The organism is Mycobacterium talmoniae (assembly GCF_001854525.1).
GTDB lineage: Bacteria > Actinomycetota > Actinomycetes > Mycobacteriales > Mycobacteriaceae > Mycobacterium > Mycobacterium talmoniae.
Genome location: NZ_MLQM01000001.1, coordinates 90,618 through 104,848 on the forward strand (window position 1 = coordinate 90,618; position 14,231 = coordinate 104,848).

Sequence of the window (14,231 nt, forward strand, 5' to 3'; positions counted from 1 at the left end):
CCGCCGCGGCTAATCGCGGGTTAATCGGTCAGCACGATGGCGCTCTCAGGGCAGCTTTGCACCGCCTCACGAACATCGACCAAATCGTCCTCTGCCACATCCTCACGCAGAACGTGTGCATAACCGTCGTCGCCGACCTCGAAGTGCTCCGGTGCGATTAGCTCGCATCGGCCATGGCCCTGACATTTAGCGCTGTCGATCGACACCTTCGTCACGCGTATCCTCTCGTCCAATGCCGTGGCGCTGGAAACACCTTGCCCATTAACCTAACGCCATTTGGTGATTCGGGTCAACCGCGGACTGCTCGTCAAGTGGAGGTCTGCCCGAAGCAATACCGACAAGCGGGCCGAACCTACTTCCTGCCCCGAAGACCGAGCCGCCGACGCCAGTCGTGCGCACCGACCAGACGCATCAGACGCGCCTGCAGTCGGCTCGTCCGCGGGACGTATGGGTACCAGAACGGCTCGGACTTGAGCCGGAATCGCTCCGACACAATCGCCTGCTGCCGGCAGAACTTCAGGATTCCTGCGGCTCCCCCATTACGGCCGCCAACACCCGAGGATTTCCACCCTCCCATTGGCAAGACCAGCAGCATTGTGGCGGTGAGCGCGCTGTTGATGTTGACCGCTCCCGTTTCGAGTCGCCGAGCGACACGATCGGCCCGCTCGGCACTCCCGCTCCACACGCTGGCGGCCAACCCGTACGGCGAGTCGTTGGCGAGCCGGATGGCTTCCTCTTCGTCGCGGACCTTCATCACGGGCAGTGTCGGACCGAAGGTCTCCTCGCGCATGCACAACATCGAGTGGTCGACGTCGGTGAGCACCGTGGGTTCGAAGAACAGGCCCTCAGACGTACGCTTGCCGCCGGTCACCGGACTAGCGCCGCGCTCGACGGCGTCGGTGACGTGTCGCTCGACGATCTGCAGCTGGCGCTCGGTCGCCATCGCACCGATCTCGGTGGCATAGCTGCCGTCGGGATCCATGCCCTGCCGCAGCCCCTTGACCTTGCCTGTCAGCTTCCGGACAAACTCGTCATAAACCTTGTCCTGCACGTAGATTCGCTCGACCGACACACAGATCTGCCCCGAGTTCCACAACCCGCCCCAGACCGCACCGCTGGTCGCCCGATCGAGGTCGGCGTCGTCGAGCACGATCATCGCGTCTTTACCGCCCAACTCAACACTGTGCGGGATCAGCCGCTCACCGGCCCGCGCGGCGATCTTGCGCCCGGTGGCGGTCGACCCGGTGAACTGGATCATGTCGACCTCATCGACCACCGCGGCACCGGTGGCGCCTCCGCCCGTCACGCAGGCCATTACCGGTGGCGCCTTTACCTCGTCGATCCAGCCGCGGGTGGCCTCGGTCCAGGTCAGTGGAGTGACCTCGGAGGGTTTGAACAGCACCGCGGCACCCGCCATCAGCGCGGGGATCCCGTCAATGATCGGGGTGGCCAGCGGCCCGTTCCACGGCGTGATGATGCCGACCAGCTGGTGTGGTCGCGTGAATATCCGGAGGTTCTTGGTGAGAGCAGTCGGCCCCCACCGCTTGACTCGGCGATCGGCGAGGAACCCGGCCGCATGCTGGGTGTAGTAGTTGATCGTGTCCACGACGACCGCGGTCTCGACGGCGGCATCTCCCCACGACTTCCCGGTTTCCTCCTGCATGATCCCGATCAACCGGTCCTCGTTGTCGAACACCCAGTCCAGGAACCGCCGGATGTGCTTCGCCCGTCCGGCCGGGCCGAGATCCTCCCATTCCAGCTGCGCCGATCTCAGGCCGGCGGCCACCTCGTGCACCTGCGCCGGCGTCATGTCGGGCACCGTCCCGACCGCGCGCCCATCCGCGGGGCAGCGCACAGTGATGAGGCTCGAGCCGCCAACCGGGTAACGCGTGGCTTCCTGTGTCTGCGTCGTCATTGAGTCCTCTCCTTAGGCTGCACCGAGTAGCCTAACAACGTTTGGCAAACATATGACCACCATCGGGCAAATAGGATTACCGGCAGACCTCAAACAACCAGATCGAGTGCGGCACGCACGATGCTGTCGCCGTCCAGGCCGTGGTGTGCGTAAACCTCGGCCGGCGAACCGGACTGGCCGAAGTGGGTGACACCCAACGCGGTGGTCGGAACACGGCTGATGGTGGCGAGGAACGCCAGAGTGTGCGGATGCCCGTCCAGCACTGTGACCAGCGGTGTCACTCGGTCGCACGGAAACACCTGGTCGAGGATCCACGACTCTGCGTTCTCGTGCCCCTGCCGGGCGCGCACGGCCCGGTACAGCAGGTCGGGACTCGTTATGCAGACGACGTCGGTCGGAACGCCGATACGGTACAGCCGGTCGGCGGCCAACAGCGCTTCGGGTACCACCGCCCCCATCGCGGCGACGGTGACCCTCGGGTGGTCGGCGCGCCGCAGCGCATAGGCACCCGCGACTACCTGCCTGCGGCGTCGCTCCCGTGCCGCCGGATCGGCGGGTACCTCGGCTAGCGTCTGGTCGACCGCCCGGGTGGACAACCTGAGGTAGGCCGACGTGCCGTCCGGCTTACCGAGCCGCGCCAAGCTCGCCAGCAGTGTCCATTCGGTGTCGATCACGAATGCGGGCTCGTACGTGACACAACCGGGTTGTTCCAGCCCTATCGAAGGTGTCTTGATGGATTGGTGCGCCCCGCCTTCCGGTGCGAGCGACACCCCGGAGGGGGTACCGATCAGAATCGAGTGTCCGCCGGCGTAGATACCGTAGGACCATGGTTCAAGGGCCCGCTCGACAAACGGGTCGTACACGACGCCAATCGGCAGCAGCGGCTCTCCCCACCGGCTCCAGGTCGCGCCAAGCTCGCCAAGCAGGCTCACCAGGTTGACCTCGGCGATGCCGAGCTCGATGTGCTGACCGTTCGGATCCTCGCGCCAGTGCAGGATGGTCTCCGCGTCGTCGGCGAACCAATCCCGGCGTTCGCGGGCCGACCAGACACCGACCTTGTTCAGCCAGCCCCCGAGATTGGTTGTCGAACTGACATCTGGACTCACCGTCACGACGCGACGCGCTGCCTGCGGAGCTTCCCGAGTCAGGTCGAGCAGCACCCTGCCTAGCGCAGCTTGCGTGGTCGCCATGCCGGCCGGGGTCCGGCCTATGTCGCTGGGCAGGGACGGGGCCGACCGCACGGGGATCGGCGACCGCGCCAGCCGTTTCGCGGTGTTGCGGCACAGCTCCGCCTCGACGCTGCCGTCAGGGAACTGCCGCCACGGGTCATCGGGGTCGGCGCCGAGCCGAACCGCAAGTTCTCGAACCTGATCGTCGGTCAGCAGCGACGAGTGGTTCTGTGGGTGACCGTGGGTGGCGAGCCCGTATCCCTTGACCGTGTAGGCGAAGACGACCGTAGGCCGGCTGTCGTCGATCGTCGAGAGCGCCCTGTCGAGAGCGCTCAGGTCGTGACCGCCAAGATTTGCGATCGCCTGGACCAACGTGGCGTCGTCCACCTCTGCCGTCACGCGCGCGATCGCGCCTGCGTCCGGTCCGGCGCCCGGCAGGCGGTGCCGCAGCTCCGAAGCGTTGCAGCGCAGCAGCCGCTGGTATTCCGGGTTGGCCATCTCGTCGATTCGCCGGCGCACCGCGCAGCCACCGGGCCTGGCGAACAACTGCTCCATAGCCTGCCCGTACTTGACGACGATGACCTGCCAGCCGGCCGCGTCGAACATCCGCTGCAGCTTGTCCGCGGCGATATTGGGTACTACTCGGTCCAACGACTGTCGATTCAGGTCGACGATCCAGACGACCTCGCCGAGTTGTGACACCGCAGGATCCAGCACCGCCTCCCACACCGCGCCCTCGTCCAATTCTGCATCCCCGACAAGGGAGTACTGCCGGCCCGTGCCGCCGGTCCCGAATGCGTTGTCGACGTAGCGGCGCGCGATCGCCCCCCAGATCGGCGCCGTGGCACCGATTCCGACCGATCCTGTCGAGTAGTCGACCGGGTCGGGATCCTTGGCGCGACTCGGATAGCTCTGCAGGCCGCCGAATTCACGCAGCCGCGGCAGGTAGGAGGCATCGAGCAGGCCGAGCAGATAGTTTATCGCGTGCAGCACCGGGGAGGCGTGCGGCTTGACCGAGACCCGGTCCTCGGCACGCAGATGACGAAACCATAGAGCGGTCATGATCGACACCATGGACGCCGACGACGCCTGGTGACCGCCGACCTTCAAACCCGACGGGTTCGCGCGGACCCTATTGGCGTGATGGACGATTGCGGTTGAGAGCCACAGCACACGGTTTTGGATCTCGCTCAGTACGTCGGACTGGGCGGTCGCTGGCGACCCGATCGTCGGGGTATTCATCGTTAACTCCGGAAATTGACGTGTTGACGCGAAGCCAAGCACGGTGTTGAACTTCTGCACAACTCATCACCAATTAACTACGCATTCTGCGTCGTCTAGCAGGTCAGCTGACCGGAAAAGGAGGGCACTTTGCCCAGTGCCGGACCCATCGACTCGATCGACGCACGCATCCTGCTGCTGCTCTTTGAGCATCCGAGGGCGACAACGATCGCGATAGCTGACCGCGCCGGTATCTCCCGAAATACGGCGCAGAGTAGGATCGCCCGCCTCGAAGCGAGCGGCGCGCTGGACTCGTTCGAGCGACGCGTCACCCCGGAGGCCCTGGGCTATCCGCTCACCGCATTCGTCACGACCCAGGTGACCCAGCGCAGACTCCACGAGGTCGCTGCAGCGCTAGCAGAGATCCCAGAAGTCCTTCAGGTTCACGGCATTTCGGGACCAGTCGACCTGCTGGTGCATGTGGTCGCCGCCGACGCGGAGGACCTCTACCGGGTGGCGGGTCAGATCCTCGCCATCCCAGGTGTCGAGCGCACCAACACGTCGTTGGTCATGCGCCGACTCGTCGACTACCGCATCGCGCCCCTGGTCCGCCATCGGGCGACCGGCGGTTCGGCTACTCGACGTCCCAGCGGCTAGGTCATATCCCGCTAACTTCGCCTTGAGGGGTCTCAGCGACCGGGTTCCGACCCCGCGGTCAGCAACTCGCCCCCGTCGATGGGCACAGTGACTCCGGTGAGGTAGCCGGCCTGATCTGACACCAAGAACGCGACCAGGTCAGCCACCTCCCCATCGGTTCCGATCCGGCGCATCGGGTTGAGCGGCATCCCGTGCTTCTCGGTCCAGGCCACAATCGGCGCCACCAGCTCGGTGTCAACCTTTCCGGGCGCCACGCCGACCACGCGCACGCCCTCCCGTGCCCATTCCAGGGCGAGCACCCTGGTGAGCATGACCATTGCCGCCTTGCTGACGTTGTAAGCCACCAGCCCGCGGGAGGGGAAATACGCCGCCGTGCTGGCGTTGTTCACCACCACGCCCCCGCGCCCCATCAGCTCCTTGGCCCGGCACGCCAAAAACCAGGGTGCCGAGAGGTTCAACCCCAGCGTGGCGTCCCATGCCTCCCAGGCCAGGTTCTCAGCGCGGCTTGCCGGTGGCAGGACGCCGGCATTGTTGACCAGGATCTCCAGCCCGCCGAATTCTTCGCCGACACGGTCGATCAATGCCCGCAGCGCGTCGCGCTGGGTCATGTCGGTGGGCACAGCCAGCGCCCGCACGCCTGTATCGCCCAACTCCTCGGCGAGGGCCTCGATCGAGCCGACGGTGCGTGCCGCGAGCACGATGTCGGCCCCCTGCCCGGCGAGCTTGCGTGCGATCGCCGCCCCGATGCCTCGGCTTGCGCCGGTCACGAGTGCGCGCCGGCCCCGCAGCGGCCGCGCGATGTCGTCACCCATGGCATGCTCCTCGTCTCCCGGATCCGCGACCGCGGACAGCCTTCTCTAACCAAACGCTATATGGTTATGGTGAACCATACCTATGAGCCCCCGGAACGGCGAGGTGCCAAGTTGAGTTTCAGTCCCGGACAGGAAGCCGAAAGCCTGCGTGCGGTGGTCCGCGGGTTCCTCGAGAAACAATCGACCGAGCGAGATGTCCGCAGGCTCATGGAGACCGACTCCGGCTTCGACACGGACACGTGGACCCGCGCCGCGCAGGAGCTCGGTCTGCACGGACTCGCTCTCCCCGAAGAGTTCGATGGTAGCGGGGCGGGCCCGGTCGAGCTGGGTGTGGTGTTCGAGGAGATGGGCGCCGCTCTGTTCTGTGGTCCATTCCTATCGACCGTCGGTCTCGCGGCCACCGCGCTGCTAGAGACAGGCGATCTCGAGGCGGCCGCCGCATACCTGCCCGGCATCGCAGCGGGCAGCACGACCGCGACACTGGCCTGGGCCGGTCCGACGCCGGCGGAATCCACCCTCACAGCCGAGCACTGCGCCGGCACATGGCGGGTGAATGGCCGGGCTCCGCTCGTCCTCGACGGATCAACGGCGGACCTCGTCCTGGTCGCCGCGACCACGTCGGCCGGTTCGAGCCTGTTCGCCGTACCGGGACCCGCCCCGGGCCTCGCCCGAAACCCGCTCACAACCATGGACTCCACCCGCAAACTCGCGGAGCTGGGGTTCGACGCCATACCGGCCAGCCTGATCGGAACTGACGGCGCAGCCGCGGGCGCGCTTACCCGAACGCTGGATCTGGCGGTGCTCTACCTCGCCGCCGAGCAGCTCGGCGGTGCCGAGCGTACGTTGGCGATGGCGGTGGAATACGCAAAGACGCGCGTCCAGTTCGGGCGCGCCATCGGCTCCTTCCAGGCGATCAAGCATCGCTGCGCGGACATGCTCATCGACGTCGAGTCGGCCAGATCGGTCGTCCACCACGGCCTCTGGACAGCGATGCACGAACCGGCCAACCTGGCCGTGGCCGCGAGCCTGGCCCGTGCGGTCGCCGCCGACGCATACCAGCGCGTCGCTGCCCAGACTATCCAGATCCACGGTGGCATCGGGTTCACCTGGGAGCACCCCGCCCATCTGTACGTGAAGCGGGCCAAGTCGAGCCAGCTGCTGTTCGGCTCGCCGACCCGGTATCGCGCCCGGCTTGCCGAGCTGCTCGACCTCGCCAGCGGCACTCCAAACGCCGCCGTCTCAGACGACACCGTGGACAGCACACCCGACGCCGCAGCGCTCGACGAAGACCTCACCCGGTTCCTGATAAACCATCCGCCGCCCGATCCCGCCGACACCGCAGCGGACCGAGCGTTCCGGGAGGCGCGCTTCGACGCCGGCCTCGCGGTGGTGAGCTGCGCGCACGGCCACGGCGGACGCGGACTAGACCCGTCGCTGCAGCCCTTGGTCGAGCAACGGATGGCTCATGCGGGTGCGGCCGACCACACGGCACGCAACGTGATCGGACTCGGCATGGCGCTGCCCACCATCCACGCGCACGGCACCGATGAGCAGAAGACTCGCTATCTGCGGCCCTGCTTCACCGGTGCGGAGATCTGGTGCCAGTTATTCTCCGAGCCCGGCGCGGGGTCTGACCTTGCCGCGCTCGCAACGCGGGCCGTACGCGACGGTGACGCCTATGTCGTTGACGGGCAGAAGATCTGGACCTCATTGGGCCACGTCGCGCACTGGGGCATTCTCCTCGCCCGCACCGACCCCGACGTGCCCAAGCACCGCGGCCTAACGTACTTCCTGCTCGACATGCACACCCCCGGCGTCGAGGTCCGGCCGCTACGCCAACTTACCGGGGAGGCCGAATTCAACGAGGTTTACCTCACCGGGGTTCGCATCCCGGCGAGGAACGTGCTCGGCGACGTCGGGCAGGGCTGGCAGGTCGCGATGACGACCCTGGCCAATGAGCGAGTGTCGCTGGGCGGCCGGCCGGCCGAACGTGGATCCGGGCCGATCGGCCAGCTCGCCGAGATGTACCGCACGGCGCACGCCGCCGGACTCATCGACGCGGCCACCACCGAGCAGGTGATGTTGCTGTGGACCCGCGCCGAGGCGGCCCGGCTGACCAACGCCCGCGCCGCTGCCCAGTTCGGGCGCCAGCCGGGGCCGGAGGGCTCGATCGCAAAGTTGCAGATGTCCGAGCTGAACAAGGCGATCTACGAGCTGTGCGTGGACCTATCCGGTGACGACGGTCTGCTCATCGATGACTATGCGGTGACCGCTCCGGATTTCACGGCTGTCCACGGGGGCGCAGACATCCGCAAGGCGTGGCTGCGATCGTTGGCCAACTCCATCGAGGGCGGTACCTCCGAGATTCTGCGCAACGTACTGGGCGAACGCGTCCTCGGCCTGCCCGGCGAACCACGAACCGATCGTGATATCGCCTGGAAGGACACCCGCCGCTCATGAGCATTTCCTTCGATTTCTCCGGCCGCACCGTGATTGTGACGGGCGCGGCGCAGGGCATCGGCCACGGCATCGCCCGGCTGTTCGCCGCAGCCGGGGCTCGGGTCGCGGCCTTCGACCTCGACCCGAACGCGCTGCGGTCGGCTTGGGGCGAGCGCAGCGATACCGTCGCGCCGCTGGCGGTGGACGTCGCCGATCCCGACACGGTGACGGATGCGGTCGACGACGTGGCGGCGTGGGCCGGCGGTGTCGACATCGCCGTGAACAACGCCGGTATCGCCCGCGATTCGGTGGTCTGGAAACTGTCCGAGACGCATTGGCAGCGGGTACTCGACGTGCATCTGGGCGGTACTTTCCACATCACCCGGGCAGCGATTCCGTACATGCGCGGGGGTGGCTTCGGCCGAATCATCAACGTCACCTCCTACACCGGTATGCACGGCAACGTGGGACAGGCCAACTACGCCGCAGCTAAGGCCGGGATCATCGGGTTCACCAAGACCGTCGCAAAGGAGGTCGCGCGTTTCGGTATCACGGTCAACGCGATCTCTCCCAACGCCGCCACGGCGATGGTTGCCCAGGTTCCCCCCGACAAGCTCGTCGAGCTAACTGCGGCAATTCCGCTCGGGCGCTTCGCCGAAGCCGAGGAAATGGCGCCCGCAGTCGCATTCCTTGCTTCCGAGGAAGCGGGGTACATCACGGGCACCGTGCTCAGCGTCGACGGCGGGATGTCGATGTGAGGAGAGTCCTCGGCCTCAGCACAGTGGTCAGCAGCGTGATGATCGGGCCGGACCGTGCAGCGATGACGGCGGCGAGCTAGTGGCCGAGGTGGAGGTGAGCACCTCCAGCGATGTCGTCACGATCCGGCTGAACCGGCCGGACAAGCGCAACGCGATTACCGCGGCGATGTACACCGCACTCGCCGACGCGCTGATCGCCGCGGAGGCATCAGCTGCGGCCGTCGTCGTCCTGACCGGTGCGGGCGGTGCGTTCACCGCAGGCAACGACTTGCAAGACATGCGGGACAACCCGCCTGTGGGTGACAACCCACCGCCGGTGCGGTTTCTGGCCGCGCTCACCGGGCTCCGTGCCGTGCTGGTGGCCGCGGTCGATGGACCCGCCATCGGCGTGGGCACCACGGTCCTGCTGCACTGCGACTTCGTCTACGCCACCGCCCGCAGCACCTTCCGACTCCCATTCGTCGACCTCGGATTGGTGCCCGAGGCCGCGTCCACCCTCCTGCTGCCCCGGCTCGTCGGGCACCAGCGCGCGGCCGAGCTGATGCTGTTCGGTGAGCGCTTCGACGCCGCCACCGCCGCGAACGTGGGGATCGTCACCGCGGTAGTGGCGGACGGAACCGCCTTGGATCAGCTGCTCGCCGAGCGCACGGCGGCCCTAGTCGCTAAGCCTCGGGCGGCCCTGCGCGCGACGAAGGCCCTGCTCGTCGACTCGACTGCGCGCACCGTGCCGGCGCGGCTCGTGCTCGACCGCCGGGTGCTGCAGAGCCTGCTGCCGCCCGCCCCGGACCGTGCACACGAGGCGCAGTGAAGATGTCACCCGTGGTGGGACAACGCGAGCGACCCTGGGAAGCTACCGGCGCGGGGCAAGAGCGCCGGCACCTGCTTTCCGAGCGCATCGCTGAGGAAGCCCGCCGCATCGATAAGGGTCTGCAGATCGAGTCCGGTTTCCAGGCCGCTACGGTGCAGCAGGTACACGAGGTCCTCCGTCGCGATATTGCCGGTGGCCTTCGGCGCGAAGGGACAGCCGCCGATGCCACCAATGCTGGCGTCGATCCGCGTCACACCCAGGTCCACCGCGGTCGTCGCGTTCGCGTAACCGGTGTTGCGTGTGTTGTGGAAGTGGACTCGTAGCGGGGTCGCCGGCAGTTCCGCGCGCAGGTCACCCACGAGCCGCCGAACCTGCATGGGCACGCCGACGCCAACAGTGTCGGCGATCGCGACCTCCACCGCTCCGGCCCGCGCCGCCCGCACCCCGAACGCGACGACCCGCTCAGGGTCGACCTCACCCTCGAACGGGCAGCCGAATGCGACGGCGAGGGTCACCGAGCAGGGCAGACCAATGCGCGCCGCGTTCGCGGCCACTTCCTCGGCCATCGCCATCAGATCCTCAGCGCCCGCATTCTGGTTTCGCCGAGAGAAGGTCTCCGTTACCGGAACGACGACATTGATCTCGTCGACCGAGGCAGCTTGCGCACGCGCATAACCTCGTTGATTGAGCACCAAGCCGATGTAGGAGACTCCGTCGGATCGCGGAATCCCGTCCAATACCGCCTCAGCGTCGGCCATGGCGGGCACGGCGTCGGGTCGAACGAACGACACCGCCTCGATTCGGCGTGCCCCCGCCGCCACCGCGCGTCGAATCAGCTCGACCTTCGCCGCCGTAGGCAGGAGCACGGACTCGTTCTGCAGCCCGTCGCGCGGACTGACCTCGACCACGTCGATCAAAATTCGACTCCCTCTGCGGTCAGCATAACCCAACGGTGACAGATTACCCTCCGCGGGTACTGAAGCCTGGGCAACCCCCGGCCAAGCAGCCTTCGTTGAATCTAACGATGTTTGATATTGTTGATGCAAGGAGCAGCGACGACTGGAGAAACACCATGAAGTTGAGCCCGATGACGCAGGGTCCGCTACCGCACGTCGACCCAAAACGGTTCCGGCGGATTCTCGGCAACTACCCCACGGGCGTCTCGGTCATCACCGCAATCGATGCCGACGGCGCACCGGCCGGGATGGCCGTTGGCACCTTCACTTCGGTCTCCCTGGACCCGCCGCTGATCGCCTTCCTGCCCGATCGCAGTTCGAGCAGCTTCCCGCGTATTCGCACGGCCACCTCGTTCTGCGTTAACGTCCTCGCCGCCGACCAGGATGACGTCTGTCGCGCGTTCGCAACCCGCGGCGGTGACAAGTTCGCCGGCGTGGCGTGGAGCCATGCGCCGTCTGGCGCTCCGAGATTGCACGGAACGACGGCCTGGATCGACTGCGATTTCGAAAGCATCACCGATGCCGGCGACCACTACTTCGTGATTGGCCAGGTCAGAGAGTTCGACGGTGCGTCCGACGGGTTACCGCTGGTGTTCTTCCGGGGCGGGTACGGGCACATAACACCGCGCTCGATGAGAGGGTGATGGAGCGCCCATTGCGCACCCAGCGCCGGCACCTGTCTCATGTCAGCCGTTCGAACGTGATCGGCATCCGCTCGGGTCCGTGGACCTGACCCGTGGCGTACTCGATCTCGGCGCCGGGCACCAGCCGGAAGGCCGTCATACGCTGCAGCAGCTCGTCCCAGGCGAGCTCGATCTGAACGGGGGCCAAGTTCGACCCGACACAACGATGAATCCCGAGACCAAAGCCGGCGTGCCCACCGCGATGCAGGTCGAAACGCAGATGATTGGGGTCCTCGAACTTCGCTGAATCACGATTGGCCGAGGCGAGGTGAACCAACACCCTGTCGCCCGCCGCCAACGCCACATCACCGAGGACGGTGTCTTTGGTGACGACACGAGCCATGAACATCACGGTCGGCGAAGTCGGCGATGGCCTCCCGCACAATCGACCGGACGGTGTCCTCATAGGTGAGCACGGTTTTGGGGGTGAAGAAGGGCAACAGGATTTTGCGGTACTTCGAGTGGGCCGGCGGATCCACCCTGGCGGGCGGAATCGGCGTCGAGGCACCCAGCGACGGGACGATCACCCCCTGCTCGACCGTGTACGTCTCATAGTCACGGGCCGCGGCGACGATGTCGTCGAACTTGGTTAACGACCAGAAGCCGCCGTGTTGCTCACTCCAGGAGACTGGGCACCGCTCCAACAGGTCGGTGAGGATCTCGTGCTGACGATTCGCCAGCGACGGGTCGTGCGGGTCGAAGCCCGACACGGGCGTTCTGGTGGTGCTGTGCTGCAGGTCGCTGCTCATCGCCGTCTCCTTGCTCGCGCTGAATTGGTGGTGGGAGTCCTTTGAGTCGGAGTCATGTCAGATGGCGAGGGCGGCCTCGTGGCCTTCCTTGAACGCGTGCGTGGCTCCCCGCGGCGCTAGGGCGTCCCCGACGACCCGGTAAACAATGCCGAGATCCTCCAGCGCGGGGGCCAAATCCGTGACCGGACTGGGGGGACAGACGGCCACAACCGTGTCGACGTCCACCTCGGCCAGAGTGTCACCATCGGAACGCACGACGATGACGTGAGTGCCGTCGATATCGCCCACCGTCGCGCTGGTGACTATCTGCTCGGTTCGCTTGTGCAGGATCGGGAGCACCTCTGCCCGATGCAACGCACCGCCCCAGGGCATGACCGTCTCGCAGCTCGTCACGAAAGTCACCCGCTTGCCCCGCTTCGCGAGTGCTTCGGCGACGAGGGCCCCCTCGTTGGCGCCGACGGTGTCGTATATCAGCACCCGGGTCCCGACCTCCCCGGCCAGCGCCTGCTGACTGGACAGCACCAGCCCGGGCGCGGCATCCGGGAACAGCGAAGCGCCGACGAACCGGCCACCCGTGGCGAGCACGACGTGGTCAGGGGCCGCGGCTCGCAGCAACGCCGCGTCCACGGCCGTCGCCACCTGCACCGTGACCCTGAGTTCACCGAGTTCGCTGACCAGGTGGTCAACGGAGCCGACGAGCCCGCGCGCCTCGGTTCGCTCCGCGGACCGCAGCAGGCCGCCGGGCCGGGCCGCTGCCTCGATGATCGTCACATCATGGCCGCGCACGGCCGCTGTCGCCGCCGCCTTGAGGCCCGCGGGACCGGCTCCGACGACGAGCACGCGTCGCGGCACGTCGGTTCGGTGTGGTTCTAGCGCACGCTCGCGGAGGACCTGGGGGTTGTGGAAACAGCTGATCTCGGAAAAGCCCTGCAGCTTGCGGTTGACACACACGTTGGCACCGACACAGGGCCGGATTCGATGGGTCTGACCCGCTCTGGCTTTGACGAGGAGGTCAGGGTCGGCGATGTGTGCGCGGGTCATGGCGACGAGGTCGCAGCGGCCGGCGGCCAGCAGGGACTCCGCGAAACCAACCGAGAGGATGCGACCCACGCCGATCACCGGAGGTGTCACCCCCAGTGCCTCACGCATTTTGACCAGCGGTGGGATGTTGGGTGCCTCGTCATAGCGGTAGCTCGGGATCGCCCGCGCGTAGCTGGGACCGCCATCGCCGATGGTGGTGTTCAGTACGTCGATCTGGTCCGTCTTGAGCAGTGCCTGCACAACTTCGACGATTCCGGCCGCGCCCAGTCCGCCGTCCTCGGCGGAGCGGAGATCGTCGGTTGGGGTGCGGTAGCCCAGGATCCTGTCGGGCCCGATGGTCTCGCGCACCACCTCCAGCACGCTGCGTACGAACAGCGTGCGGTCGGCGCCCCACCTGTCCTCGCGCGAGTTGAACGACGGCGTCAGCGACTGCTGCACCAAATAGCCGTGTGCGCCGTGCACCTCAACACCGTCGAATCCCGCTGCAACGGCCATCTCGGCGGTGCGACGATATCCTTCGATCATCGCCTCGATCTCGTCGTCGGTCATGGCGTGTGCCGTCTCGCCCATCGCCGACTGCGAGTTCTGGAAGCCCGGCAACGGCCCGCGACGCAAGTCCGCGTCCGTGCGCGCATACACGCCAAGATGCGTGACCTGCAACAACAGCACCGCACCCTCCGCTCTCACGGCGTCGGCGAGCGCCGCATGCCGCTGCAGGGTCGCCTCTGGGATGCCCACGGCCGGATCCGAAAGCACGGGCTGGGTGATGATCAGACCGACGCCGGCGCCGGCCCGCCGCCGTAAGTATTCGATGTAGGCGTCGGGCGACGCGAGCGGGTTCCGGAAGGTCTCACTGGCCCCGTGCGACGTGAGAACCACCCGGTTACGGATCTCGACCCGACCGAGTTGGATCGGGGACAACAGGTGCGAGAAGTGTTCCATGTTCTCCGACTCCATCCGTGGTGAGTCCATGTTTTGCCGGGTTCGCGGGCAGGAACGTTGGGCTAAGCGATTCGGCTTGCC

The 14,231-nt window shown here is 66.8% G+C and carries 13 protein-coding genes; 5 read left to right on the forward strand and 8 right to left on the reverse strand.

Annotation, left to right across the window (positions count from 1 at the left end; all coding sequences use genetic code 11):
* Positions 1–20: 20 nt before the first annotated feature.
* The 3 genes from BKN37_RS27490 to BKN37_RS00410 all read right to left on the reverse strand — a co-directional run bounded on the left by BKN37_RS27490 (position 21) and on the right by BKN37_RS00410 (position 4,326).
* Positions 21–215, reverse strand: a complete 195-nt coding sequence (locus BKN37_RS27490) for a ferredoxin (RefSeq protein WP_083341491.1) — start codon at positions 213–215, stop codon at positions 21–23.
* A 137-nt stretch (positions 216–352) separates the two neighbouring features.
* On the reverse strand, positions 353–1,915 hold the full coding sequence (locus BKN37_RS00405) for an aldehyde dehydrogenase family protein (protein WP_071019410.1): 1,563 nt from the start codon (positions 1,913–1,915) through the stop codon (positions 353–355).
* A gap of 89 nt (positions 1,916–2,004) precedes the next feature.
* Positions 2,005–4,326, reverse strand: coding sequence for a transketolase-like TK C-terminal-containing protein (locus BKN37_RS00410; RefSeq protein ID WP_071019413.1), 2,322 nt, complete (start codon positions 4,324–4,326; stop codon positions 2,005–2,007).
* A 129-nt stretch (positions 4,327–4,455) separates the two neighbouring features.
* On the opposite strand from BKN37_RS00410, the gene BKN37_RS00415 reads away from it, so the two are divergent.
* The gene (locus BKN37_RS00415) at positions 4,456–4,962 is read left to right on the forward strand and encodes an Lrp/AsnC family transcriptional regulator (protein WP_071019417.1); all 507 of its coding nucleotides are present in this window, start codon (positions 4,456–4,458) and stop codon (positions 4,960–4,962) included.
* Positions 4,963–4,994: 32 nt separating this feature from the next.
* Here the strand turns inward: BKN37_RS00415 and BKN37_RS00420 are convergent, their stop codons facing one another.
* Entirely contained in the window at positions 4,995–5,774 is a 780-nt protein-coding gene (locus tag BKN37_RS00420) for an SDR family NAD(P)-dependent oxidoreductase (protein ID WP_071019420.1), read from the reverse strand.
* 111 nt (positions 5,775–5,885) lie between these two features.
* Here BKN37_RS00420 and BKN37_RS00425 point away from each other — a divergent pair, with 111 nt between their 5' ends.
* From BKN37_RS00425 to BKN37_RS00435, 3 genes are all read left to right on the forward strand, one after another.
* Positions 5,886–8,234, forward strand: coding sequence for an acyl-CoA dehydrogenase family protein (locus BKN37_RS00425; RefSeq protein ID WP_071019535.1), 2,349 nt, complete (start codon positions 5,886–5,888; stop codon positions 8,232–8,234).
* On the forward strand, positions 8,231–8,971 hold the full coding sequence (gene fabG / locus BKN37_RS00430; protein WP_071019424.1) for a 3-oxoacyl-ACP reductase FabG: 741 nt from the start codon (positions 8,231–8,233) through the stop codon (positions 8,969–8,971). Before BKN37_RS00425 ends, fabG begins: the two co-directional genes overlap by 4 nt.
* Before the next feature lie 79 nt (positions 8,972–9,050).
* Positions 9,051–9,779 (forward strand): enoyl-CoA hydratase-related protein, encoded by a 729-nt coding sequence (locus BKN37_RS00435; RefSeq protein WP_071019429.1) that lies wholly within the window; start codon positions 9,051–9,053, stop codon positions 9,777–9,779.
* 5 nt (positions 9,780–9,784) lie between these two features.
* On the opposite strand, the gene BKN37_RS00440 is transcribed toward BKN37_RS00435, so the two are convergent.
* Complete coding sequence (locus tag BKN37_RS00440) at positions 9,785–10,693, reverse strand: hydroxymethylglutaryl-CoA lyase (RefSeq protein WP_423212749.1); 909 nt, start codon at positions 10,691–10,693, stop codon at positions 9,785–9,787.
* Between the two features lie 110 nt (positions 10,694–10,803).
* Between BKN37_RS00440 and BKN37_RS00445 the strand changes: the two genes are divergently transcribed.
* Positions 10,804–11,379: a flavin reductase family protein gene (locus BKN37_RS00445; protein ID WP_242657024.1), complete on the forward strand. Its 576-nt coding sequence runs from the start codon at positions 10,804–10,806 to the stop codon at positions 11,377–11,379.
* 37 nt (positions 11,380–11,416) lie between these two features.
* Here the strand turns inward: BKN37_RS00445 and BKN37_RS00450 are convergent, their stop codons facing one another.
* Genes BKN37_RS00450 through BKN37_RS00460 form a run of 3 tightly spaced genes read right to left on the reverse strand, consistent with a single transcriptional unit; the run spans position 11,417 to position 14,165 of the window.
* On the reverse strand, positions 11,417–11,761 hold the full coding sequence (locus BKN37_RS00450) for a cytochrome P450 (RefSeq protein WP_165618276.1): 345 nt from the start codon (positions 11,759–11,761) through the stop codon (positions 11,417–11,419).
* Complete coding sequence (locus BKN37_RS28755; protein WP_071019441.1) at positions 11,724–12,167, reverse strand: cytochrome P450 family protein; 444 nt, start codon at positions 12,165–12,167, stop codon at positions 11,724–11,726. Before BKN37_RS28755 ends, BKN37_RS00450 begins: the two co-directional genes overlap by 38 nt.
* A gap of 57 nt (positions 12,168–12,224) precedes the next feature.
* Positions 12,225–14,165: an oxidoreductase gene (locus BKN37_RS00460; protein ID WP_242657025.1), complete on the reverse strand. Its 1,941-nt coding sequence runs from the start codon at positions 14,163–14,165 to the stop codon at positions 12,225–12,227.
* Positions 14,166–14,231 lie beyond the last annotated feature (66 nt).

Bases quoted from the DNA above. Each gene is read 5' to 3' on its own strand.
- BKN37_RS00405 (WP_071019410.1), bottom strand. From the start codon at position 1,915: ATGACGACGCAGACACAGGAAGCCACGCGTTACCCGGTTGGCGGCTCG.
- BKN37_RS00410 (WP_071019413.1), bottom strand. From the start codon at position 4,326: ATGAATACCCCGACGATCGGGTCGCCAGCGACCGCCCAGTCCGACGTA.
- BKN37_RS00420 (WP_071019420.1), bottom strand. From the start codon at position 5,774: ATGGGTGACGACATCGCGCGGCCGCTGCGGGGCCGGCGCGCACTCGTG.
- fabG (WP_071019424.1), top strand. From the start codon at position 8,231: ATGAGCATTTCCTTCGATTTCTCCGGCCGCACCGTGATTGTGACGGGC.
- BKN37_RS00445 (WP_242657024.1), top strand. From the start codon at position 10,804: ATGTTTGATATTGTTGATGCAAGGAGCAGCGACGACTGGAGAAACACC.
- BKN37_RS00450 (WP_165618276.1), bottom strand. From the start codon at position 11,761: ATGGCTCGTGTCGTCACCAAAGACACCGTCCTCGGTGATGTGGCGTTG.
- BKN37_RS28755 (WP_071019441.1), bottom strand. From the start codon at position 12,167: ATGAGCAGCGACCTGCAGCACAGCACCACCAGAACGCCCGTGTCGGGC.
- BKN37_RS00460 (WP_242657025.1), bottom strand. From the start codon at position 14,165: ATGGAGTCGGAGAACATGGAACACTTCTCGCACCTGTTGTCCCCGATC.